The organism is Serratia sp. NFX21, assembly GCF_048517035.1.
GTDB lineage: Bacteria > Pseudomonadota > Gammaproteobacteria > Enterobacterales > Enterobacteriaceae > Serratia > Serratia quinivorans.
The window spans coordinates 2,528,198-2,547,928 of the sequence record NZ_CP183196.1 but is presented as its reverse complement, the minus strand read 5'-3'; the positions used below and the strand labels follow the sequence as shown (position 1 = coordinate 2,547,928).

Genomic DNA, 19,731 nt, shown 5'->3' with positions numbered 1-19,731 from the left:
CAATAAGTTATCGTAAAACGATAATTTATTGCTGTCAACGATCAACTGGACTGATGAGCTGTTGGGTGACAGGCGTAAAAAAGGCCGGAAGCCCGGCCCTTTTTCAATGCTCGACGGATTTAGACCAGCTCAACCACATCAAACTTAACTTCACCGCTGAGGTCGGCTTCGTAATCAACACCTTGCAGACCAAAACCGAACAGACGCAGGAACTCGGCTTTATAGCCCAGGTAATCGGTCAGTTCGTTGATGTTGTTATCGTTGATCTGTGCCCAGATTTCACGGCAGGTGTTCTGCACGTCGTCGCGCAGTTCCCAGTCGTCCAGACGCAGACGGTGCTTCTCATCGGTATCCGGTGCAGTGCCACTGTACAGCTTGGTGGCGAACAGACGTTGGATCTGCTCGATACAGCCTTCGTGGATCCCCTGCGCTTTCATGATTTTGAAGACGATGGAGATATACAGTGGCATTACCGGGATAGCGGAGGAAGCCTGAGTCACCACCGACTTCAGCACCGCAACGTAAGCCGCGCCGCCTTTGGCCTTCAGTTTCTGATCGATGGCCAGAGCCGCGCGATCCAAATCTTCTTTGGCCTTGCCCAGTGTACCGTGCCAGTAGATTGGCCAGGTCAGATCGGTACCGATGTAGGAGTAAGCCACTGCCTGCACGTTGTCCGCCAGCACGCCGGCTTCTTCCAGTGCGTCCATCCACAGCTGCCAGTCCTGGCCGCCCATCACCTTGACGGTATCAGCAATTTCTTGCTCGTTGGCCGGTTCAACCACGGCTTCAACCAGCACGTCTTTGTTGGTATCGAGCGCCACGGATTTGTACGGTTCGCCGATAGGTTTCAGCGCGGAGCGCACTACTTCACCGGTTTCCGGCATTTTACGCACTGGCGAAGCCAGCGAGTAAACCACCATGTCGATCTGGCCCAGATCCTGTTTAATCAGGTCGATAACCGTTTGGCGGCATTCGTTGGAGAACGCATCGCCGTTAACGCTTTTCGCGTACAGGCCTTCTTCTTTAGCTGCCTTGTCAAAACCAGCAGAGTTGTACCAGCCGGCAGAACCGGTTTTGGCTTCGCTGCCCGGCTTTTCAAAAAATACGCCGATGGTGGCTGCACCGCTGCCGAATGCGGCATTGATACGTGACGCCAGGCCGTAACCGGTGGAAGCACCGATCACCAGCACTTTTTTCGGGCCGTTCTTCAGTTCGCCACGTGACTTGACGTAGGCAATTTGCTCACGGACATTGGCTTCACAACCTGCCGGATGAGCGGTAGTGCAGATAAAACCACGAATTTTAGGTTTGATAATCATAGTAATTTTTTCTTGGTAGCTAAAAACCGAAGGACAATATACCTGATTTTCACAATATACTTAAGCTGGGTGCGTGGCAGAATCGCAACAAGTACAGTGAACAGACCAGTTGTGCCAGTGAAAATCTTGTTACTGCGACAGGAACATGGGGATAGAAGCGAGAAACCCAGGGGAAGTTTTCAAGGCCAGGCGGTTGTGCGCCCAGCCCGATAAAACCACTCAGGCTTTATTCTTTTCCAACTGCTCAATCAGCGTATAACGCAGTGAAGAAGCGTCGGCCGGCGGGTTTTCCACCTGCGTCACCTGCACTTTCAGGCGGTAGTTGTAGCCCGGTTCAAAAGTAAAACCTTCAATCCCGGTATAGAACAATCCCCACGGCTCTTGCGCGGAATGACGCACCTGCATGCACTTCATTGGGGCAACGCCCGTACAATTTACCAGCGCGCTGTTCACCAGCAACACTTCCGTATGGTTTCCGTCTTTATTCACGGGCTGACTCACTGTCGTTCCCTCCTGGCTGCAGCCGGCCAGACCGGCCAGGGCAACAAATAACAACGCTTTGATTTTCAATGTAATGCACCATTAAGTCTTTAGGTCTGGTGATAGTAACAAAGCTACGGCTGCTGGGGCCAGCGGCGTGTTCCGAATTTGGGGTAAATGGACCTGCCAGCAGAAACAATCAAGGCAATAAAGTACAAAATCGGACCCGCTATTGATTGCTCAAGCGGCTCGTTAAGACAAAAATAATGGCAAGCATTACCGTACACTCAACGCCGATTAATGCTGGCGGGTCATAGTGAACACTCCATGTAGCGAACTTTTACTCTCACCATGCCCCGTCAGCATTATCACCAAGATGCTGGGAGACCATCATATTAACTGAAACCTCAAACAATAATTTGATTGCTAATTTTTTTATTAAACCAAAGCAAACTCGGTGTTAATTCACCATTTGCTAACCACAACTTCTGGGTCTAAGTTTATGAAACCAATAATCCTAAAGGGGTTTTCCATGCGTTTACTTTCTTGCCTTTTCATCGCGAGTTCGATGGCTTTATTGTCGGGCTGTGCCAGCCAGCCGCAAGTGACCAGTGATTATGACCACAGCGCCAACTTCAGCCAATACCACACCTACGGTTTTGCTCCAGAGGCTGCAGGGCAATATCAAACCCTGACGGGTAAATACATTCAGACCGCGATTAAACAGCAGATGGAACAGCGCGGTTATAAGCCAAGCGCGACACCAGATCTGTTGGTCTACAGCAGCGCAATGAAACAAAATAAAGTGCAAGTGAACGATTCACCCGCACCGGTTGGCCGCTGGGGCTATGCCGGCTGGGGGGGTTATAATCAAACCGTTTGGAGCTATACCGAAGGCACCCTGACGGTCGACCTGGTGGACAGCAAGAAGAAACAGCTGGTTTGGCGCGGAACCGCCAGTAATACGCTGAATTCAGATGGTACGCCGGCCAGCCAAACCCAAATTCAACAGGCGGTGACCGCGCTGTTTGCCACCTACTCTTTCCAGGCTGGCCCTGCCAGTCGCTGATTGCTTTGCATTGACCAGAGCGGCAGCCCTATTTCGGTAAATAGGGCTTAATGCGGCTTATAAATTCAGGATCTTTACCCATAAAAAGCGCTGTGCTCTCTGGTCGTCTTGCCAGCACATGGATTTACTTCATTCCGCTACTGCTGTTATTTTGAAAAATGCTTCAAGACTGCGCTTTTGAGTTCCACCTTCAGTGAAGTTATCGGGTGAAAGCCAACCTGATAGAGCCCTGTCTACCTTTGGCCATTCTATATCGATAACAGATAACCAGTCCGTATCGCGGTTACGTTGTTTACGAGTCATCGCCTGACGAAAACGCCCTTCAAACGAGAATCCCAGCCTTTCAGCAGCCTTTCTGGATGCCACATTCAGTGAATCACAACGCCATGCAACCCGACGGTAGCCCAAAGAAAAGCTATTTTTAAGCAGCAGGTGAATGGCCTCTGTACCCATGGTGGTTCGTTGCATCAACGGTGACCAGGTAACATGGCCTATTTCTAGTGCGCCGTTAACTGGATCAATGCAGCTATAGCAGACCACACCAACCGGGCGGCCACTTTTCATCTCCGTCACGGCCCAGGCAACCAGACTACTGTCGTTAATTTTATTTTTAATCCAAAGCATCATTTCTTGCAGACAGGCAGGTTTCTCTGCACCAAGCCAGGTCCAGTCTCGATCATCTGTTGCTAATGAAAATGCATCGAAAAGCGCTTCGCAATGACCGATTTCAAGCGGCGAAAGTTTGCAGTGCTGCCCGTTTAACTCGCCCAATTGCGGAAAGGATGCGGGCTGCCATTCAGGCAAGGGAAAGCCTACAGGTTGACCATATTTATTCGTATTCAACGAGCATTCACCTTCAGCAAAAGTCTGTTATGACCAGCATACAGGACGCCGTACAAACCCAACAATAGACTTAAATAAAAGGGGAAGAGAATGCGTGATGCAGTGAGCGGTCGAATATCGAGGTTCTATTTCATCTAATAAATACTTTAAAATCAAACACACAAAAAAAGACCGAATACGATTCCTATATTCGGTCTAGGGAAATGGCTCTTGGGAGAGAGCCGTGCGCTAAAAGTTGGCATTTTGTGCAAGGCTTGTTCAGCCGTGCACTTTAAGAGTAGCCTACCGCGCTATTTTTGCCAGCCAGCCACACGGCAAGTGATAGTTTCGCAATGAAATTAATTCAGCGCAATTTCCATCACCGGTTAACCCCAAACTAAGTCATTGTGTGATAAGCGATTAGTTCGCGCAGAGCTTCTCGGCGCGTTCGCGGTACGGCTCAACACTCATCTTATGACCGGGATTGGCGGCGTCATCGAGCAAGATCACCTCCAGCGGCTGGGCGCGCTGCTGCCCTGCTTTCACCTGCGCCTCTGCGGCTTCGTTGAGCGGGTACTGCATCAGCGTGCTGTTGTTGAGCACGAACAGTGCACCGCCGCTGCGGCATTGCAGCGTCACTTCTTCTTTGGTAAACGCCCACTGTTTGCCGTATTCCAGCTTGGTGATGTTCACCAGTTGATCTGCCGCCAGCGCACCGGTCGCGGTTGCCAGCAGCGTTATGCCAAGTAATGCCGATTTCATGTTGTGGCCTTAAGGTTGCTATTTGATTCAATTTTCCCGCAGTTTGGGGGCATCCGGCAAGCCACAATGTTACACCGGCGCATAAGTTGCAAATAAACTGACCAGCAGCAACACGCCCGCGCCCAACCCCACTTCTATCCAGCAGGCCAGCACCAGCCCGCGCTGTGCCAACTGCGGCATGCTGCTCATCGCCGGGACGATGGCGTAACGGTTGGCCAACGCCACCATCACCATCAGCGCCACCAGTGCGGTTTTGAACAGCAGCAGGCGCTGGTAAGGTGAATCGACATCCAGCGGCCAACGGCCGAGAATAATCAAACTGTTGATCACACCGGTCAACATCACCAGTGCAACCGCCAGGTGGCCCCAACGCGAGAAGCGTATCAGCGTGGTGACCGCATCGCTGCGGCTTTGCGGTTGAGCCAGATAACGCAGGCAAACCAGCAACGGCAACAGGCTGCCAAACCAGTAACCGGCGGCCAACAAGTGCAGTGCGTGGTTAAAACGATGCGCTACGCCGAGCGCTCCATCATGCATTGCTGCATGGCCGATGAATGCCATGCTGACCAGCAACAGTGTGGAAAGTAATGCCAAAAGCTGCGTGCGGCGCGGTTCTGCCAGCCACAGGCTCAGCAACGCCAATAATGAAATGCCCAGGTGCCAGCGCCAGACCTCACCGAAGGTGGTGCCCAGTACCGCCCACCACACGTCCAGCCGCCAGGTATCGGTCCAGCCGTCGCCCATCTGCCCGGCCTGAATAGCCAGCAGCGCCACGGCAGAAAGCCCGGCAAGCCAGGTGCAAGAGACCAACAAAGGACGCACATCACGGGTGAGATACGGGGAAAGGCGCTGCGGCGACAATAAGGCGGTGAACAGGCTGGTGCCAAACATCAGCATCACCGCCGCAAAGTGCACAAAGCGACACAGGACAAACAGGGTCGCCAGACTCATAAGTTAGTTTACGGTGAAGCTGTACTGGCCTTTGGTTTTATGACCGTCGACCGAAACCACATGCCAGCTGACGTTATATTTTCCTGCTGCCAGGTCGCCCTCAATTGGCAGATTGACCTGGGTGTTGTTGTTCGCATCGAGCTGCAACTTGCCGGTTTTCACTTCGGCGTTGTCTGGCCCGGTGATTTTAATGCCGCTAAAGTTAGGCTCGATGCCTTCGGAGAAGTTAAGCGTCAGCACTTTCGGTGCCGGACTAACGCTGGCATCTGCCGCCGGCGTCTCAACTTTCAAATGAGCATGCGCCAGCGCCTGCTGTGAGGACAGCCCGACAAACAGTACGAAAATAGTGGAAAGCAGGCGATAAGAAGAACGAATTTTACCAATCACAGTGATATCCCTTAAAGCAATAATCGAGGGTGATAAGGATTAAGGCCAACCGCCAGGGCGATGTATCAGCAGCCCAACCCACCGCAGATGATTGCGCCACGGGTAAACAGAAGAAGGGATTAACCAGTAACCCACTGTTTTAACTCTCTACCATCCCTGTAGCGTATCGGGTCAAATGATAACGAGTGTCATTATGCAAGTCGAGCAGAACGCTGATATTTTGCGATCTGGTAGCACATATCGCTGCATAACCGCGATAAACTCAGGGCAATAAAAAACCGCGCACCAGGCAAGGCCGGTACGCGGTTTTTTAACAAAGGTAATTAGACCTGGCCGTTAGCGCTTTCGCCGGCCGCACCCATTTTCTTCAGATCTTTATCAATGAAGAACAGGGCATTACCGCTGTTACCCACCAGCGCCAGTTTATCCAGCACGGACTTGAACAGCTTCTCTTCTTCGTGCTGCTCGGCAACGTACCACTGCAGGAAGTTGAAGGTCGAGTAATCGTGGGCGGTCATTGCCGCATGCGCCAGTTCGTTGATCTGACGGGTAATCAGTTGCTCATGTTCGTAAGTCTGTTGGAACACATCCGCCAGGGAGGCAAACTCAACCGGCGGTGCAGCGATGCTGCCCAGCAGCGGCAAGGAACCGGTATCGCTCAGGTATTCGAACAGGCGTTGCATGTGCTGCATCTCTTCCTGAGAATGCTCTTTAAGGAATGAGGCGGCCCCTTCAAAGCCTTTATCGCTACACCATGCGCTCATTTGCAGGTACAGGTTGGCAGAGTAAAACTCCAGGTTCAGTTGCTCATTCAGCTTTTTGGTCATTTCAGGCGTCAGCATAATCATTCCTTTATTTTGCAGGTTTCAACTTAATTTTTCCGCATTATGCCTTGATGAAAACAAAATAAACACACCTGATTTACATCATTGATGATTTAATTTTTAAAACATTAACTATCAATGAGTTATTAAAAACACCAATTATTCATTTAAATAATTATGATAACTATTTTCATCTATATATTTAATCAAAAAGCGAATCATTCTTATTTATGATAATAAATAGATTACATTGCCGTCAGTGTAATAAATAACCCTTCATACCACCTGTCATTCTTTGTACTTAACTCCCCTTCTGCGCTTCAGGCTTGCCAAGCGCCGCCGGGTGCATTACCTTCTGCGCTGATCCAATGCGGTAACTGTAAGGAGAATACGGTGGGTTACAATCTGGCAGAGCTTTCCAAAGAAGAGATGGACAAAGTGAACGTTGATCTCGCGGCTTCCGGCGTGGCATTCAAAGAACGCTACAATATGCCGGTGATCCCGGAAATGGTTGAGCGTGAACAGCCGGCGCACCTGCGTGATTATTTCCGCGAACGCGTAGCGCATTACCGCGTCGAATCACACAAGTTTTCACGCCTGCCGTACGAGCCGAAGTCCAAATAGTAAAAAGCCCGCCGAGATGGCGGGCTTCATGTCACTTGGCGGCAAACCTGTCGGTGGCCAGCATCAGCTGATGCAGGATACCCGGTTCGTCAAACGAGTGTCCGGCCCCCTCGACGATATGCAGTTCCGCCTCCGGCCAGGCCTTGGCCAGATCCCAGGCGTTTTGCACCTGGCAAGCCATATCGTAGCGACCATGGATAATCACCGCCGGAATATGGCGGATCAGCGGGACATTGCGCAGCAGCTGATCGTCGCTCTCCAGGAAGCCCAGATGAGTGAAATAGTGGTTTTCTATGCGGGCGAACGCCAACGCAAAGTCATCTTCACCAAAAGATGCCGACTCGCTGCTTGGCAGCAAGGTCACCGTCTCCCCTTCCCACACGCTCCACAGCTTCGCTGCCTCAAGCTGCACCTGCAGATCCGGTGAGGTCAGGCGCTGGCGATAAGACGCAATCACATCCTTACGCTCTTCCTCTGACAGAATCGACAACACGCGCTCCCATTTCTCCGGGAAGAAACGTGACGCACCGTCCTGATAGTACCAATGCAGTTCCTGCTTACGCAGTGTGAAGATACCGCGCAGCACCATTTCGCTAACGCGCTGCGGGTGGGTCTGTGCGTAGGCCAAGGCTAGCGTCGAGCCCCAGGAGCCGCCAAACACCAACCACTGATCGACACCGGCCATTTCGCGCAGCCGTTCAATGTCCTGCACCAGATGCCAGGTGGTGTTGTTGTCCAGACTGGCGTGCGGTTTGGAACGGCCGCAGCCACGCTGATCGAACAGCAACACCTTATAACGCTGCGGATCGAACAGTTGGCGATGATAAGGGGAAATGCCACCGCCCGGCCCGCCGTGAATAAAGACTGCCGGCTTACCCTGTGGGTTGCCGCTCAGCTCCCAGTAGATCCGGTGGCCATCTCCAGTGTCCAGCCAACCGCTGTCGTATGCTGCTAACGGCGGGTATAAACCTCTTAATTGTTCCATGGCGCTTCCGTCTCTGAGTGGGTCATACCCTCATAAAAGCCGAAGCCACTCATTTGGTCAACGGTAAAACCTGAAAACTCCTACCCTCCCCAACAAGTTAGGGTGCGTTTGCTTAAAATGAATACGAACTGACGGCAAAATACCGGCTGGCCACGCGTAGCCAGCCGCGAACTTAACCCCGTTTACGCAGATGTGGCTCACGCATTTCCTGAGCGGTTTTGGCTTCAATGCTTAGCTCCGCCGTCGGCCGCAGCAACAGGCGCGCCAGCCCGATAGGCTCGCCGCTTTCACGACAATAGCCGTATTCACCGTTATGTAATCGCGTCAGCGCCGCGCTGATTTTCGGCAGCAGGCGGCTTTCACGATCCAACTGGCGGAAAAGCAATCGCAAGTCTTCCTCGCGGGCGGCTTTGTCCGCTTCGTCGCCGGACACCTCGCCGCCGTCGATATCTCTCTTCAGCGCTTCAATGTGCTGCAACAGTTTTTGTTGCTCGTCCTGCAAGCGCTGGCGGAAAAACGCCCGCTGCGCCGGGTTCATGTAATCAGACTCCGGCATGGCCAGGAGCTGCTGTTGGTTTAGTAAGGTCACAACGTTCATAGCGCTCTCCGGTTATCATTTAATTGTTATATTATAACATATCATAATAATTAAACAGCCATGCATAAGAAAACAAAATTGCACCTATAAACAATCGATTAACAAAACTACTCGCTTTCCTGCTTGCATCCGACAGGCGTAAGGGGGTTAATGGCTGAGCAACCCACCCAACCATAGGTAACTGAGAGGCCATCATGAGTAAGGGAATGGATAGCAAAAAAAATGCGAAGAAGAAGCCGTTGAAAACCCCTGCAGAAAAACGTGCAGGCAAGCGCGCTAAGAAAGGCCAAACGACCGGCGAGTAAGCGAACTTCTAACCGTAATTAAACCCGCCAAGGCGGGTTTTTTGTTGCCTGAAATAACGCTCCACCTTTCAGCGGTTGGCAGGAGCCAGGCTGCCGGTTAAGCTAAACCTGTGCAGCCACTCTGAGGAAATCATGAATTTACGCGTAATAGACACTGAAACCTGCGGACTGGAAGGCGGCGTGGTAGAGGTGGCCTCTGTTGATCTGATCGACGGACAGATCGCCAACCCAATGAGCGATTTAATCAGCCCCGACCGCCCAATTGGCATTGAGGCTATGGCCATTCACCATATCACCGAGCAGATGGTCGAAGGGAAACCGCGCATCGCGGTAGCGATTGGTCGCTATCAGGGCAGTCCCTACTATGTCGCGCACAATGCGGCATTCGATCGCGGCGTGTTACCAGAAATGCACGGCGCCTGGATCTGTACCATGAAACTGGCGCGCAACCTGTACCCGGACATCAAATACGGCAACCAATATCTGCGCTATGCGCTGAATCTCGATGTTCAATTGCCGCAGGACACCACGCTTTACCCACATCGGGCGTTATACGACTGCTACGTCACCGCCGCGCTATTGCAACGCATCATCAAGGATTCAGGTTGGACGCCAGAACAGATGGCGCAAATTACTGACCAGCCAGTACTGCTGAAGAAGTTTAAGTTCGGTAAGTATCGTGGACAGGAAATTGATCGCGTCGCGCAGGAAGATCCCGGCTATTTACGCTGGATGCTGAAATCTATCGAAGACCTCAGTCCGGACATGAAGCACACGCTGAAATACTATCTGATTGGTTGAAAAAAGCGGGCAGCGCCAGCCGCCCGCCTGAAGGTTACTCCGCCAGCGCCAGAATAAAGGCGTACTCCAGCGCGATATCTTCATAAGCTTTGAAACGCCCGGACTTGCCGCCGTGGCCGGAATCCATATCGGTATACAGCAACAGCTGGCGATCGTCGGTCTTCAGCTCACGCAGTTTGGCCACCCACTTGGCCGGCTCCCAATACTGTACCTGAGAGTCATGCAAACCGGTGGTGACCAGCATATGCGGGTAATCCTGCGCCTTAACCTGATCGTACGGGCTGTATTGCAAAATGTAGTCGTAGTAGGCCTGCTCGTTCGGGTTGCCCCATTCGTCGTACTCGCCGGTCGTCAGCGGGATGGACTCGTCGAGCATGGTGGTGACCACATCAACAAAAGGCACCTGCGCCACAATGCCGTTGAACAACCTGGGTGCCTGGTTAATCACCGCGCCCATCAAGAGGCCACCGGCGCTGCCACCCATGGCAAATACCCGTTTGGCGTCACCGTAACCCTGGGCGATCAACGCCTCGGTCACGTCGATGAAATCGTTGAAGGTGTTTTGCTTTTTGAACAGTTTGCCGTCTTCATACCACAGTTGCCCCAGCTCACCGCCGCCGCGAATGTGCGCCAGCACAAACACAAAACCGCGATCCAACAGGCTTAAGCGGCTGGCGCTGAAGGCCGGATCCATGCTGCTGCCGTAAGAGCCGTAGCCATACACCATCAGCGGGTTGGTGCCGCGCGTAAATTTATCGTGGCGGTAGACCAGCGAAACCGGGACTTCAACGCCATCACGAGCCTTCACCCATACCCGCTCGCTGCGGTAATTTTCCGGAGTGAAGTTTTTCACTTCCTGCTGTTTGAGCATCACGCGCTCACCGCTGTCGAGATTAAGCTCATACAGCGTGGTCGGCGTGGTCATCGAAGAATAGCCATAGCGCAGCAGCTCGGTTTCCGGTTCCGGGTTGTACGCCAGCCAGGTGGTGTAGGTGGGATCGTCGAAGGCAATGCGCTTCACTTCGCCGCTCTGCCAGTGGATCTGTCGCAGTTGGGTCAGACCTTCGCTGCGCTCTTCCACCACCAGCCAGTCACGGAACAGGCTAAAGCCCTCCAGCATCACTTCGATGCGCGGAGCGATCAGCGTCTGCCACTGCGCTTCATCCGCCTGATCACTTTGATACAGGCCGAAGTTCTTGCCGTCCTTGTTGGAACGGATATAGAAATGCTGGTGATAGTGATCGATACCGTATTCATGATCCTTACGACGCGGCACAAACATCTGCGGCTTGCTGTCGGCGCGATCGGCGTCCAGCAGCAGGATTTCCGAGGTGGTGGTGCTGCTCAGATGGATCAGAATAAAACGATCGGAGGTGGTCTTTTCCAACCCGACGTAGAAGGTGTCATCCTTTTCTTCGTAGATCAGCTCATCGAGCTGCGGATCGGTGCCCACCACGTGGCGATAGACCTGATAAGGCAGCAACGTTTTGGCGTGTTTGCGTACGTAATACACGGTGGCCGAGTCGTTGGCCCATTCAAAGCTGCCGGAGGTGTTTTCCAGCACTTCGTCGGTCCAGCTATCGTCGCTGAGGTTTTTGAAACGAATGTCGTACTGGCGACGAGAGAGAAAATCTTCCGCAACCGCCAGTTTTTGGTTATCGGGACTGACTTCCAGCCCGCCGAGGGTATAAAACTCACGCTGCTCGGCACGTTGATTGCCGTCGATCAGGATATCCCAATGCTCGCTCTCGGCCTGCGGCTGACGGACGTAAATCGCGTATTCATTGCCCGGTTCAAAGCGGGTCTGATAGCGATAGCCGTGCCGGACGTAAGGCACCGAATGTTCCTGCTGAGGAATACGCGCCACCATCTCTTCATACAGAGTTTCGCGCAGCGCCTGTTGCGGTTTCAGTACCGCGTCGGTAAAGGCATTTTCCGCCTGCAGATAGTCCAGCACCTGCGGGTCTGCGCGCTCGTCGTCGCGCAGCCAATAATAGTCATCTACCCGCGTGTCGCCGTGGGTAGTAATGGGATAAGGTCGTTTTTCTGCCTTAGGGGGTGTCATCATTGCTAAATCATCCGCTTACCTTGATTAAGGCAAGAGTGACACGATTCCCCCCGGCTTGCCAAGCGGCGCTATGCCAGCTCGCGTTTTTTCTCGTTGACGTCGTTTTCGATGCCCTGCTTAACGTCCGCCGGGATCTTCAACGACTGCGCCAGCGCGTCAAGATAACCACGCTCCATAAAGTGATCGACGTCGATCACCATGCAGCTCAGGTAATAAACTTCCAACGCTTCGTCTTCATTCTTCACGCTCTGGGCGATCAGATCCGGGTTCAGCGGTTGGTCGATGGCCTCCTGCACCCATTTTTGCGCTTCCTCACCCACCTGCAGCTGTTCCAGGCTGTGATCGATAGCGCGTTTTTCTTCCGCATCGATATGACCATCGCTCTTGGCGGCAAACACCAGCGCCTGCACCAGCCGTTTGGCGCGCAAATCTACCGGCGTGGTTTGCAGACCGAACTGCGGTTCATCCTGATGGGTTTCTTTCACGCGCTGCTTGTACTTATTCCACAACACCGCGCCCACCGCCGCGCTGCCGCCGATAATCAACGCGTTCTTGCCGAATTTGCCTACCAATTTGCGTGATGACTTGTTCGCCAGCAAGACGCCCACCAGGCCACCCAGTGCGGTCGGGGCCAGCAGTTTGCCGATGCCTTCCGACCCGCCGATTGAACCGGCCTTTTGCCCAATCATGGATTGGATCTGCTGCATCCAGTTATTTTTCATACTTAACCCTTTGCCTAAGGAAACGAGGCGCGCAGGCACAAATTGGCCAAACCGCCGGTGAACCGTCAGATTAGGGGATTATTTGTCAATTTACGTATGGGGGATGAAAACCTGTGTAGCGGGGAAAGTGGCCGGCTCCGCCGTTAGGCGTAAACCGGCCGGCAAGGCATTAAGGCTGTTGGCCCTCTTCGCCCGGCTGTTCTTCGTCTTGTTCGTACTCCGCCAGTTCGTCACGCATCGCCTGAATTGACTCGCGAGCCAGTAGCGACAACGTACGGTAAAAACCGGTGGTGGCATGAGCTTCCACTTTGCCGAGGAAACGGCCGCACCAGGGCAGCAGATAGTCGTCAAACAAGGCGATCTGCGCCTGCGTTTCGTCTTCCTGCGCCTGATCTTCCAGCCATGAGGCGGCCAGCAGCAGTGAACCGAAGTGATCGGCCGGCGCTTCGCTTAATGGCATGCCCCGCTGTTGCAGGAAAGTACGCACTTCCGCTTCCGTCGCCCCTTCAACATAGGCAGAGCGGAATGGTGACACGCTGCACTCGCTGCCGACAAACATCGCGTTGAAATCACTGGAGAGCTGGTTGACATCACAACCCTGCTGCAGCCGAACCAACAGTTCGTCCTGCTCCAGCGGCCAGTGTTGCTTCAGTTTGCCTTCTTTGATCAACGTAAACAGCGGCACCAGCAACGGATCTTGCGGCTGACGATAAAACAGCGTGCCCAGCACGCGGCAAACAACAGAAAACTCATTCATGGTAATGCCTTATACAATACGGAAAAATTTGCCGGGACGATGTCACAAATCGGCCAGTTCCGCAATCGCCGGCTTGCCGCGCCGTTCGAGAAAGTCCAGCAGGCGCCGTGGGCTAACGTTAAGGATGCGTTCCTGCGGGAACTCCACTTCGGCAATAATGCGTTCGCAGTGTTCAAAGCCGCCGAGCGAGAAGGCAATGTGGGAATCCGAGCCCAACGCCAGCCAGCCGCCGGCATCACGCACTGCAGCAGCGATCGCACGGCAGTTGTCTTCACTGCCCTTGCGCGAGTGGGTGAACGACGAGTTGTTCAGCTCCAGCGCCACTTCATACCTGGCCGCCGCAGCGGCAACCGCGGCAATATCAATCGGGTATCTTGGGTTACCTGGGTGGCTGATAATGTGCACGTCCCCCTGCGCCATAGCAGCAATCATCGCTTCGGTATTGGCCGCCTTGTCCTGTGGCGCAAACACCGGCTCGTGGAAACCGGCAATAATCACGTCGATTTTATCCAGCATCGGACCGGTGCAGTCGATATCGCCTTGCCGATTTTTGATGTTGGCCTCGATGCCGCGCAGGATGCCCACGCCGTCCACCAGGCGCGGCCACACGTGCATGTTCATAAAGTGCCAATAATGCGGCGCATCGGCCATATCCGGGCCATGGTCGGTGATGGCGAAAAGTTTGATGCCCTTTTGACGGGCTTCTACGATGTAATCATGCAGCGTGCTGTAGGCGTGGGTGCTGGCGACGGTGTGCATATGTAAATCAACGGGGTACATTGCTTCTCCTTCTGAGCGGCCTGCCAGAATGCGGCGGCAGGCGCGGTTTGTTATTTATCGAGTTTAGCAGGTGCATCACCGGAAGGTCAGTAACCGAGCAGCACATCTACCACTCCGGCCGGTGTTTGTCCGGCCTCAAGCGCGAGAATGTTCGCCGCTATCTGATCCATCGCCGCTTGCGGCAAGGTGATGGCAGCAATATGCGGGGTAATGGTGACACGCGGATGACGCCAGAACGGATGCGCCTGCGGCAGCGGCTCGGTGACGAACACATCCAGCGTGGCGGCGGCAAGTTGGCCTTGCTCCAGCGCCTGCAACAGATCGTCCTCAACCAAATGCGCACCCCGTGCCAGGTTGATCAGATAAGCCCCCGGCGCCAAATGCGCGAACAGTTGCTGATTGAGGATCCCGGCGGTTTCCGGCGTATTGGGCAGCAGATTGATCAGCAATTGCACACCATCGAGAAACGCGGCGCGCTGTTCGGCCCCGGCAAAGCTCTGCACGCCGTCGATTTGTTTGGGGCTACGGCTCCAGCAACGCACGTTAAAACCAAACGCCGTCAGCTTCTGCGCCACGCTTTTGCCCAACACCCCGGCACCGAGAATGCCAATAGTGAAGTTATCCTGCTGATGGGGATCGAGCGGCCGCCACTCTTGCTGCTGTTGCAACAGTTGGTATTCATCAAAACGGCGGAAATAGCGCAGTACGTAGCTCAGGGCATATTCCTGCATCTGTTGCGCCATGCCGGTATCTTCAAGGCGCAGCAACGGCACACCTGCCGGCAGGGTACCGGGGTAAGCACGTTCTTGCTCCAGGATGGCATCGACGCCGGCACCGAGGGCAAACACGCCTTTCAACCGACCACGGTTAGCCAACATCTCATGGGGTGGCCGCCACACCAACGCGTAATCTGCCGGACGATCATCGCCCGGTTGCCAGGCACGAACCTGCGCTTGCGGCAGGCGCTGTGACAGGCCTGCCAGCCATTCCTCGGCATTAAAGAAAGGGTGGTAAAAAATGATGTTCATCTTCGCGACTCCGTCTGTTTTTATCTATTTCCATCCAGACTTCCGCGATTCGTCGGCAGATGCAAGCGTTAAAGCCCAAAACGAAAACAGCCCCGACCAGTGGGGCTGTGTTCATACGGCGGGCTCTCAGGCTGCGACCGGGGTGTCGTGCCTGATTAGGCGGCGCAGCAGCGGGATCAAAATCAGCATCACCACGCCGACACCTGCGGCTCCCCAGCCCAGTACGCTAAACACCTCGCTGTAACCGGGGTTGGTCAACACCGGGGTACTGCCGCTGTTTTCCGGCATCAGGCCCGAGACGTAGCCCGCCAATACCGAAGCGACGCCGGTGACCATCATCCAGCAGCCCATCATCACCCCCTGATAGCGCGGGGGAGCCAGTTTGCCGATCATCGCGTAGCCGATCGGGGAAATCATCAGTTCACCGATGCTCTGCAGCACATAACTGATGGCAATCCATTTAAACGCCACCAGCCCGTCACCGCCGGCCAGGCTGATACCCAACGGCAAGACCAGCATACCCAGCCCGATACAAAACAGCGAACCGGAAAACTGCATGGGAATGTCGATTTTGCAGCCACGGGCGCGCAGGCGATTGAACCACCAGGCCATCAGCGGCCCACCGACCACGATCACCAACGTATTGATGTTCTGGATCCATTGCGGTGCCACCTGAATGCCGTAGACATTCAAATTGATGTTGTGCTCGGAGAACAGCATCAGCCCCATTGGCGCCAACTGATACAGCGACCAAAACACCAGTGACCCCAATGCCAGGATCAGATAAGCGGTCATCCGGCGACGTTCATCACGCGGATGATGACGTAACGTGACCACGCACAGCATCAGGAAAATCAGCACGCCGAGGCCAATGACGAAGTGACCGCTAAACTCGGCGTGGGTCAGCATCACGCGGATAATAGGCACCAACACCACCAATACCGCTAACCCGACCAGCATGCGCCAGCGATATTCTCCACGGCTGGCGTCATGCAATGGTGTGTTGAGATCGGCCAGAATGCGCCAACGGCTGACGGCAACGATAATTGCCGCCGCATTGCCCAGAGTGGCGAACAGGAACAACGCGCGGTAGTTTTCGGTCAGTTGGAAATAGCCGGCGACGGTAAAACCGACAAAGAACCCCAGGTTCATCCCGGCATAGTTCCACAGGAAGGCAGATTCACGCCGATCGTCGTCCGGCTTAAAACGCTGGGTCAACATCATATTAATGCAGGTGACGTTCAGCCCACTGCCGGTCAGGAACATCGCCAGGCCCCAGTAAAGTCCCCAGACACCCGCCACGGCGATCAACGCGCAGCCAATCACCTGCAGCACCATACCCAGTACGAACAGGTTGCGGTTGCTGAGGAAGCGCCCACCCAGATAGCCGCCGAACATATGCAAGCCGTAGTTGAACGCCCCGAATACGCCCATCATGGCGTTAGCGTTCGTTTCGCTGAAGCCCAAACGCTTGGTGGCGTACAGTACCAACGTGGAGTACAGCACGGCAAAACCCAGCGTGGCGAAGATTTGGATAAAGAACAGTGCCCCGGCTCCCGGGGGGATGGCATGGCGTTGTGGCGCCGTCGGTGTGGAATCTGACGAAGTCAAAGTGAACCTCTGCTGCATTATTATTTGATAGATCAATCCCTGTCTGCTTATCGCCGGGTCGTTGCCCGGCAACCTGCGCGGCGGTGTGATAATCCTTGCCAAAACCCCGCGCCAGCACCTTTCCATTTAGCGACACATATGACTAATAATCCAGTATTAATGCATATAACAGCACTATGGACTTCACTGTTGCTGATATATTGAGCTAACGCATACTGAAGCGCTCAAATATTAGCCTGCTATATAATTTTACGCCATGTCTCCCCCCTCAATTGATGCGACATGCCGGCCGATCGCTCGGGAAATCAGCAAATTGCTGCAAGTTTAGCTAAACGGTCATGGTTATGTCACAAGAGGGTTGACGCTGGGATCAGATTCTCCTACATTAGCGCCCGTCGACAGCGCAATGCGTTAGCGATGAAGTAAAACGGTGAGGTGTCTGAGTGGCTGAAGGAGCACGCCTGGAAAGTGTGTATACGCGTAAGTGTATCGAGGGTTCGAACCCCTCTCTCACCGCCATATTCCACGAGAAAGCCTGAACGCAAGTTCAGGCTTTTTTGTTGTCTGCGAGACAGGGAATTCTGGTGCCGCCCCTCGCCCCTGCCGTTCGCCGCAGTTTTCAGCAAAGCGAACACGGCTTAAGCGGACGCACCGAAACGCCGAAATTCTGCTTGACCGGATCGCCCTCTCTCCCTATAGTAGCGCCCCGTTGCACCAGTGAGTACGCAACGGAAAAATACGGTGAGGTGTCTGAGTGGCTGAAGGAGCACGCCTGGAAAGTGTGTATACGCGTAAGTGTATCGAGGGTTCGAACCCCTCCCTCACCGCCATATTTAAAGAGAAAGTCTGGATTAACCTCCAGACTTTTTTTTTGCATATCATACCGACCGGGAGGGTGAGCGCAGCGAATCAAGTCCTCCCTCACCGCCATATTTTACGAGAAAGCCTGAACGCAAGTTCAGGCTTTTTTGTTGTCGGCAATCCGCCTCAATGCGTGTGGCCAGCCGCCATGGATGGCTGCATCACGCCACGGCGCCAGTCGCCCGGGGTTTGACCATAGTGGCGTTTAAAACTGCGATTGAAGGACTGCTGCGAGTCAAAGCCGAGTGAGATCGCCACGCTGACGATCGGTTCGCCGCTGTTGGCCAGGCGCTCCGCCGAGACCCTCAGCTTCTGCATGCGAATATACTCTCCCAGCGCGTAACCGGTCTGGCGTTTGAACATTCGCTGCAGGTGCCACTTGGAATACCCCGCCCGGCCCGCGACGGTGTTGATATCCAGCTTCTCTTCCAGATTGTTATCAATCCACTCAATCAAATCAGTAATAAAACCCGTGCTGTTCATGCTGACGCTCCCATGACTTGGCAGGTAGATCCGCTGCCCGATGCCATTACGTTGCAGCAGTTTCGCATTAAATGCAATTTTTATTATTGCATTTAACAGAGAGGCACTTCTATAATCCAGCCAATTAATGTAACCGATATTGATACATTAATGTGACAACAATGTGTTTCAAAACCTAACCGTTGCGCCGATGACCGGTGCAACCGCTCTGCCGCCGGTCACAGGCCAGGGAAGTTACCCGGATAACAGGGCCGGGTGTATCGCCAGATCGTGCTTACTACTGGAAAGAAAAATAATGCCAAGCCAGCCAAACTCATTGTTCCATTCACGCCGTCGCCAAAGCGGCATCGGTATCAGCACTCGCCTCTCTGCCGTCGCGTTGCTGGTCGCTCTGCTGGCCGGGTGTGACAACAGCGTCGCTCACAATGCGGCCCCCCCGCCACCGGCCGTCAGCACCACCGACGTGGTGATAAAACCCATCAGCCAATGGGATGCTTTTAACGGTCGCATCGAGGCGGTGCAAAGCGTCCAGCTACGGCCTCGGGTTTCCGGCTATATCGATAAAGTGAATTACACCGAAGGCGATGAAGTGAAAAAAGGTCAGGTGCTGTTCACCATCGACGATCGTACCTACCGCGCCGCTCGTGAGCAGGCACAGGCCGAACTGGTGCGGGCACGCAATCAGGCAGCGCTGGCCCGCAGCGAATCCGGCCGTACCGAGAAACTGATCGGCAGCCAGGCAATTTCGACCGAGGTGTGGGAACAACGCCGCTCCTCCGCCGCACAGGCACAGAGCAACGTATTGGCGGCTCAGGCCCAATTCGACCTGGCGCAACTGAACCTCGACTTTACCCGAGTGATTGCGCCGATTGACGGGCGCGCCAGCCGCGCGATGATCACCGCCGGCAACCTGGTGACTACCGGCGACAGTGCCAGCGTACTCACCACGCTGGTGTCGCTCGACAAGGTTTACGTCTATTTCGACGTCGATGAAGCCACTTTTCTGCGTTACCAAAACGATGGGCGACGCACGACAAAACTGCCGGTGAAAGTCGGACTGGTCGGCGAAGACGGCTATCCGCATCAGGGCATCGTTGATTTTACCGACAACCAGCTGAATGCCGGTACCGGCACTATTCGCATGCGCGCCCTGCTGGAAAACGCTGAGCGCCGCTTCACTCCAGGGCTATTCGCCCGGGTGCAGATGCCCGGTAGCGCCGAGTTCAATGCCATGTTAATCAACGATAAATCGGTAATGACCGATCAGGATCGCAAGTTTGTTTATATCGTCGATAAGGACGGCAAGGCGCAACGACGCGATATCGAAGTGGGCCGGGTGGCCGGTGGGCTACGTATTGTACAGAAGGGGCTGTCTGCCGGTGACCGGGTGATCGTCGACGGCATGCAAAAAGTGTTTATGCCGGGTATGCCGGTCGCTGCCAAAAACGTGGCGATCAACGCCGACGCTTCCGCGCTTAACTAAGCCCCAGTAAA

At 54.2% G+C, this 19,731-nt stretch carries 20 protein-coding genes and 2 tRNA genes; 6 read left to right on the top strand and 16 right to left on the bottom strand.

All coding sequences use genetic code 11. From position 1 onward, the window contains the following. Positions 1-119 precede the first annotated feature (119 nt). Both fabV and ACNT1W_RS12090 read right to left on the bottom strand, forming a co-directional pair. The gene (gene fabV, locus ACNT1W_RS12095; RefSeq protein ID WP_012006373.1) at positions 120-1,319 is read right to left on the bottom strand and encodes an enoyl-ACP reductase FabV; all 1,200 of its coding nucleotides are present in this window, start codon (positions 1,317-1,319) and stop codon (positions 120-122) included. A 219-nt stretch (positions 1,320-1,538) separates the two neighbouring features. After that, complete coding sequence (locus ACNT1W_RS12090; RefSeq protein ID WP_115182617.1) at positions 1,539-1,889, bottom strand: DUF4377 domain-containing protein; 351 nt, start codon at positions 1,887-1,889, stop codon at positions 1,539-1,541. A gap of 478 nt (positions 1,890-2,367) precedes the next feature. On the opposite strand from ACNT1W_RS12090, the gene ACNT1W_RS12085 reads away from it, so the two are divergent. Next, positions 2,368-2,868, top strand: a complete 501-nt coding sequence (locus tag ACNT1W_RS12085) for a DUF4136 domain-containing protein (RefSeq protein WP_259188772.1) — start codon at positions 2,368-2,370, stop codon at positions 2,866-2,868. Positions 2,869-2,997: 129 nt separating this feature from the next. Here ACNT1W_RS12085 and ACNT1W_RS12080 read toward each other — a convergent pair whose 3' ends face one another. The 5 genes from ACNT1W_RS12080 to ftnA all read right to left on the bottom strand — a co-directional run bounded on the left by ACNT1W_RS12080 (position 2,998) and on the right by ftnA (position 6,632). Next, positions 2,998-3,711 (bottom strand): GNAT family N-acetyltransferase, encoded by a 714-nt coding sequence (locus ACNT1W_RS12080; protein ID WP_012006370.1) that lies wholly within the window; start codon positions 3,709-3,711, stop codon positions 2,998-3,000. 399 nt (positions 3,712-4,110) lie between these two features. Next, positions 4,111-4,452, bottom strand: a complete 342-nt coding sequence (locus ACNT1W_RS12075; protein WP_012006369.1) for a YebY family protein — start codon at positions 4,450-4,452, stop codon at positions 4,111-4,113. 69 nt (positions 4,453-4,521) lie between these two features. Further along, positions 4,522-5,403, bottom strand: coding sequence for a copper homeostasis membrane protein CopD (gene copD, locus ACNT1W_RS12070; protein ID WP_419246836.1), 882 nt, complete (start codon positions 5,401-5,403; stop codon positions 4,522-4,524). Between the two features lie 3 nt (positions 5,404-5,406). Further along, a complete protein-coding gene (gene yobA, locus ACNT1W_RS12065; protein WP_012006367.1) occupies positions 5,407-5,790 on the bottom strand; it encodes a CopC domain-containing protein YobA in 384 nt (127 codons plus the stop codon). 323 nt (positions 5,791-6,113) lie between these two features. Then, positions 6,114-6,632, bottom strand: a complete 519-nt coding sequence (gene ftnA, locus ACNT1W_RS12060) for a non-heme ferritin (RefSeq protein WP_012006366.1) — start codon at positions 6,630-6,632, stop codon at positions 6,114-6,116. 375 nt (positions 6,633-7,007) lie between these two features. Here ftnA and ACNT1W_RS12055 point away from each other — a divergent pair, with 375 nt between their 5' ends. Then, positions 7,008-7,238, top strand: a complete 231-nt coding sequence (locus tag ACNT1W_RS12055; protein ID WP_012006365.1) for a DNA polymerase III subunit theta — start codon at positions 7,008-7,010, stop codon at positions 7,236-7,238. Positions 7,239-7,269: 31 nt separating this feature from the next. Here the strand turns inward: ACNT1W_RS12055 and pip are convergent, their stop codons facing one another. Together pip and dksA are read right to left on the bottom strand one after the other, a co-directional pair. Beyond that, positions 7,270-8,223 carry a prolyl aminopeptidase gene (pip, locus tag ACNT1W_RS12050; protein ID WP_012006364.1) on the bottom strand — a complete coding sequence of 318 codons (954 nt, stop codon included), beginning with the start codon at positions 8,221-8,223 and terminating at the stop codon, positions 7,270-7,272. Between the two features lie 172 nt (positions 8,224-8,395). Next, positions 8,396-8,821 carry an RNA polymerase-binding protein DksA gene (dksA, locus tag ACNT1W_RS12045; RefSeq protein WP_012006363.1) on the bottom strand — a complete coding sequence of 142 codons (426 nt, stop codon included), beginning with the start codon at positions 8,819-8,821 and terminating at the stop codon, positions 8,396-8,398. A gap of 437 nt (positions 8,822-9,258) precedes the next feature. On the opposite strand from dksA, the gene exoX reads away from it, so the two are divergent. After that, on the top strand, positions 9,259-9,927 hold the full coding sequence (gene exoX / locus ACNT1W_RS12040; protein ID WP_012006362.1) for an exodeoxyribonuclease X: 669 nt from the start codon (positions 9,259-9,261) through the stop codon (positions 9,925-9,927). A 34-nt stretch (positions 9,928-9,961) separates the two neighbouring features. Here exoX and ACNT1W_RS12035 read toward each other — a convergent pair whose 3' ends face one another. The 6 genes from ACNT1W_RS12035 to ACNT1W_RS12010 all read right to left on the bottom strand — a co-directional run bounded on the left by ACNT1W_RS12035 (position 9,962) and on the right by ACNT1W_RS12010 (position 16,911). Continuing rightward, a complete protein-coding gene (locus tag ACNT1W_RS12035; RefSeq protein ID WP_012006361.1) occupies positions 9,962-11,995 on the bottom strand; it encodes a S9 family peptidase in 2,034 nt (677 codons plus the stop codon). 68 nt (positions 11,996-12,063) lie between these two features. Beyond that, positions 12,064-12,717, bottom strand: coding sequence for a tellurite resistance TerB family protein (locus ACNT1W_RS12030; RefSeq protein WP_012006360.1), 654 nt, complete (start codon positions 12,715-12,717; stop codon positions 12,064-12,066). A gap of 169 nt (positions 12,718-12,886) precedes the next feature. Further along, positions 12,887-13,474, bottom strand: a complete 588-nt coding sequence (locus ACNT1W_RS12025) for a TorD/DmsD family molecular chaperone (protein ID WP_012006359.1) — start codon at positions 13,472-13,474, stop codon at positions 12,887-12,889. A 42-nt stretch (positions 13,475-13,516) separates the two neighbouring features. Further along, positions 13,517-14,254: a phosphatase gene (locus ACNT1W_RS12020; protein WP_012006358.1), complete on the bottom strand. Its 738-nt coding sequence runs from the start codon at positions 14,252-14,254 to the stop codon at positions 13,517-13,519. A gap of 86 nt (positions 14,255-14,340) precedes the next feature. Beyond that, positions 14,341-15,282, bottom strand: coding sequence for a glyoxylate/hydroxypyruvate reductase GhrA (ghrA, locus tag ACNT1W_RS12015; protein WP_012006357.1), 942 nt, complete (start codon positions 15,280-15,282; stop codon positions 14,341-14,343). Between the two features lie 126 nt (positions 15,283-15,408). After that, the gene (locus ACNT1W_RS12010; protein WP_115182663.1) at positions 15,409-16,911 is read right to left on the bottom strand and encodes a peptide MFS transporter; all 1,503 of its coding nucleotides are present in this window, start codon (positions 16,909-16,911) and stop codon (positions 15,409-15,411) included. A gap of 411 nt (positions 16,912-17,322) precedes the next feature. Between ACNT1W_RS12010 and ACNT1W_RS12005 the strand changes: the two genes are divergently transcribed. Continuing rightward, a tRNA-Ser gene (locus ACNT1W_RS12005) sits at positions 17,323-17,412 on the top strand. A gap of 221 nt (positions 17,413-17,633) precedes the next feature. Next, positions 17,634-17,723: transfer RNA gene (locus tag ACNT1W_RS12000), tRNA-Ser, on the top strand. Between the two features lie 157 nt (positions 17,724-17,880). Here ACNT1W_RS12000 and ACNT1W_RS11995 read toward each other — a convergent pair. Beyond that, on the bottom strand, positions 17,881-18,237 hold the full coding sequence (locus tag ACNT1W_RS11995) for a helix-turn-helix domain-containing protein (RefSeq protein WP_012006355.1): 357 nt from the start codon (positions 18,235-18,237) through the stop codon (positions 17,881-17,883). Between the two features lie 295 nt (positions 18,238-18,532). Between ACNT1W_RS11995 and ACNT1W_RS11990 the strand changes: the two genes are divergently transcribed. Next, positions 18,533-19,720, top strand: coding sequence for an efflux RND transporter periplasmic adaptor subunit (locus tag ACNT1W_RS11990; RefSeq protein ID WP_261136211.1), 1,188 nt, complete (start codon positions 18,533-18,535; stop codon positions 19,718-19,720). Positions 19,721-19,731 lie beyond the last annotated feature (11 nt).

Coding starts and splice junctions, on each gene's coding strand:
- exoX (WP_012006362.1), top strand. CDS start 9,259: ATGAATTTACGCGTAATAGACACTGAAACCTGCGGACTGGAAGGCGGC.
- ACNT1W_RS12010 (WP_115182663.1), bottom strand. CDS start 16,911: ATGCAGCAGAGGTTCACTTTGACTTCGTCAGATTCCACACCGACGGCG.
- dksA (WP_012006363.1), bottom strand. CDS start 8,821: ATGAACGTTGTGACCTTACTAAACCAACAGCAGCTCCTGGCCATGCCG.
- ghrA (WP_012006357.1), bottom strand. CDS start 15,282: ATGAACATCATTTTTTACCACCCTTTCTTTAATGCCGAGGAATGGCTG.
- ACNT1W_RS11990 (WP_261136211.1), top strand. CDS start 18,533: ATGCCAAGCCAGCCAAACTCATTGTTCCATTCACGCCGTCGCCAAAGC.
- ACNT1W_RS12075 (WP_012006369.1), bottom strand. CDS start 4,452: ATGAAATCGGCATTACTTGGCATAACGCTGCTGGCAACCGCGACCGGT.
- ACNT1W_RS12085 (WP_259188772.1), top strand. CDS start 2,368: ATGGCTTTATTGTCGGGCTGTGCCAGCCAGCCGCAAGTGACCAGTGAT.
- ACNT1W_RS12035 (WP_012006361.1), bottom strand. CDS start 11,995: ATGATGACACCCCCTAAGGCAGAAAAACGACCTTATCCCATTACTACC.
- pip (WP_012006364.1), bottom strand. CDS start 8,223: ATGGAACAATTAAGAGGTTTATACCCGCCGTTAGCAGCATACGACAGC.
- ACNT1W_RS12030 (WP_012006360.1), bottom strand. CDS start 12,717: ATGAAAAATAACTGGATGCAGCAGATCCAATCCATGATTGGGCAAAAG.
- ACNT1W_RS11995 (WP_012006355.1), bottom strand. CDS start 18,237: ATGAACAGCACGGGTTTTATTACTGATTTGATTGAGTGGATTGATAAC.
- ftnA (WP_012006366.1), bottom strand. CDS start 6,632: ATGCTGACGCCTGAAATGACCAAAAAGCTGAATGAGCAACTGAACCTG.
- ACNT1W_RS12025 (WP_012006359.1), bottom strand. CDS start 13,474: ATGAATGAGTTTTCTGTTGTTTGCCGCGTGCTGGGCACGCTGTTTTAT.
- copD (WP_419246836.1), bottom strand. CDS start 5,403: ATGAGTCTGGCGACCCTGTTTGTCCTGTGTCGCTTTGTGCACTTTGCG.
- ACNT1W_RS12020 (WP_012006358.1), bottom strand. CDS start 14,254: ATGTACCCCGTTGATTTACATATGCACACCGTCGCCAGCACCCACGCC.
- fabV (WP_012006373.1), bottom strand. CDS start 1,319: ATGATTATCAAACCTAAAATTCGTGGTTTTATCTGCACTACCGCTCAT.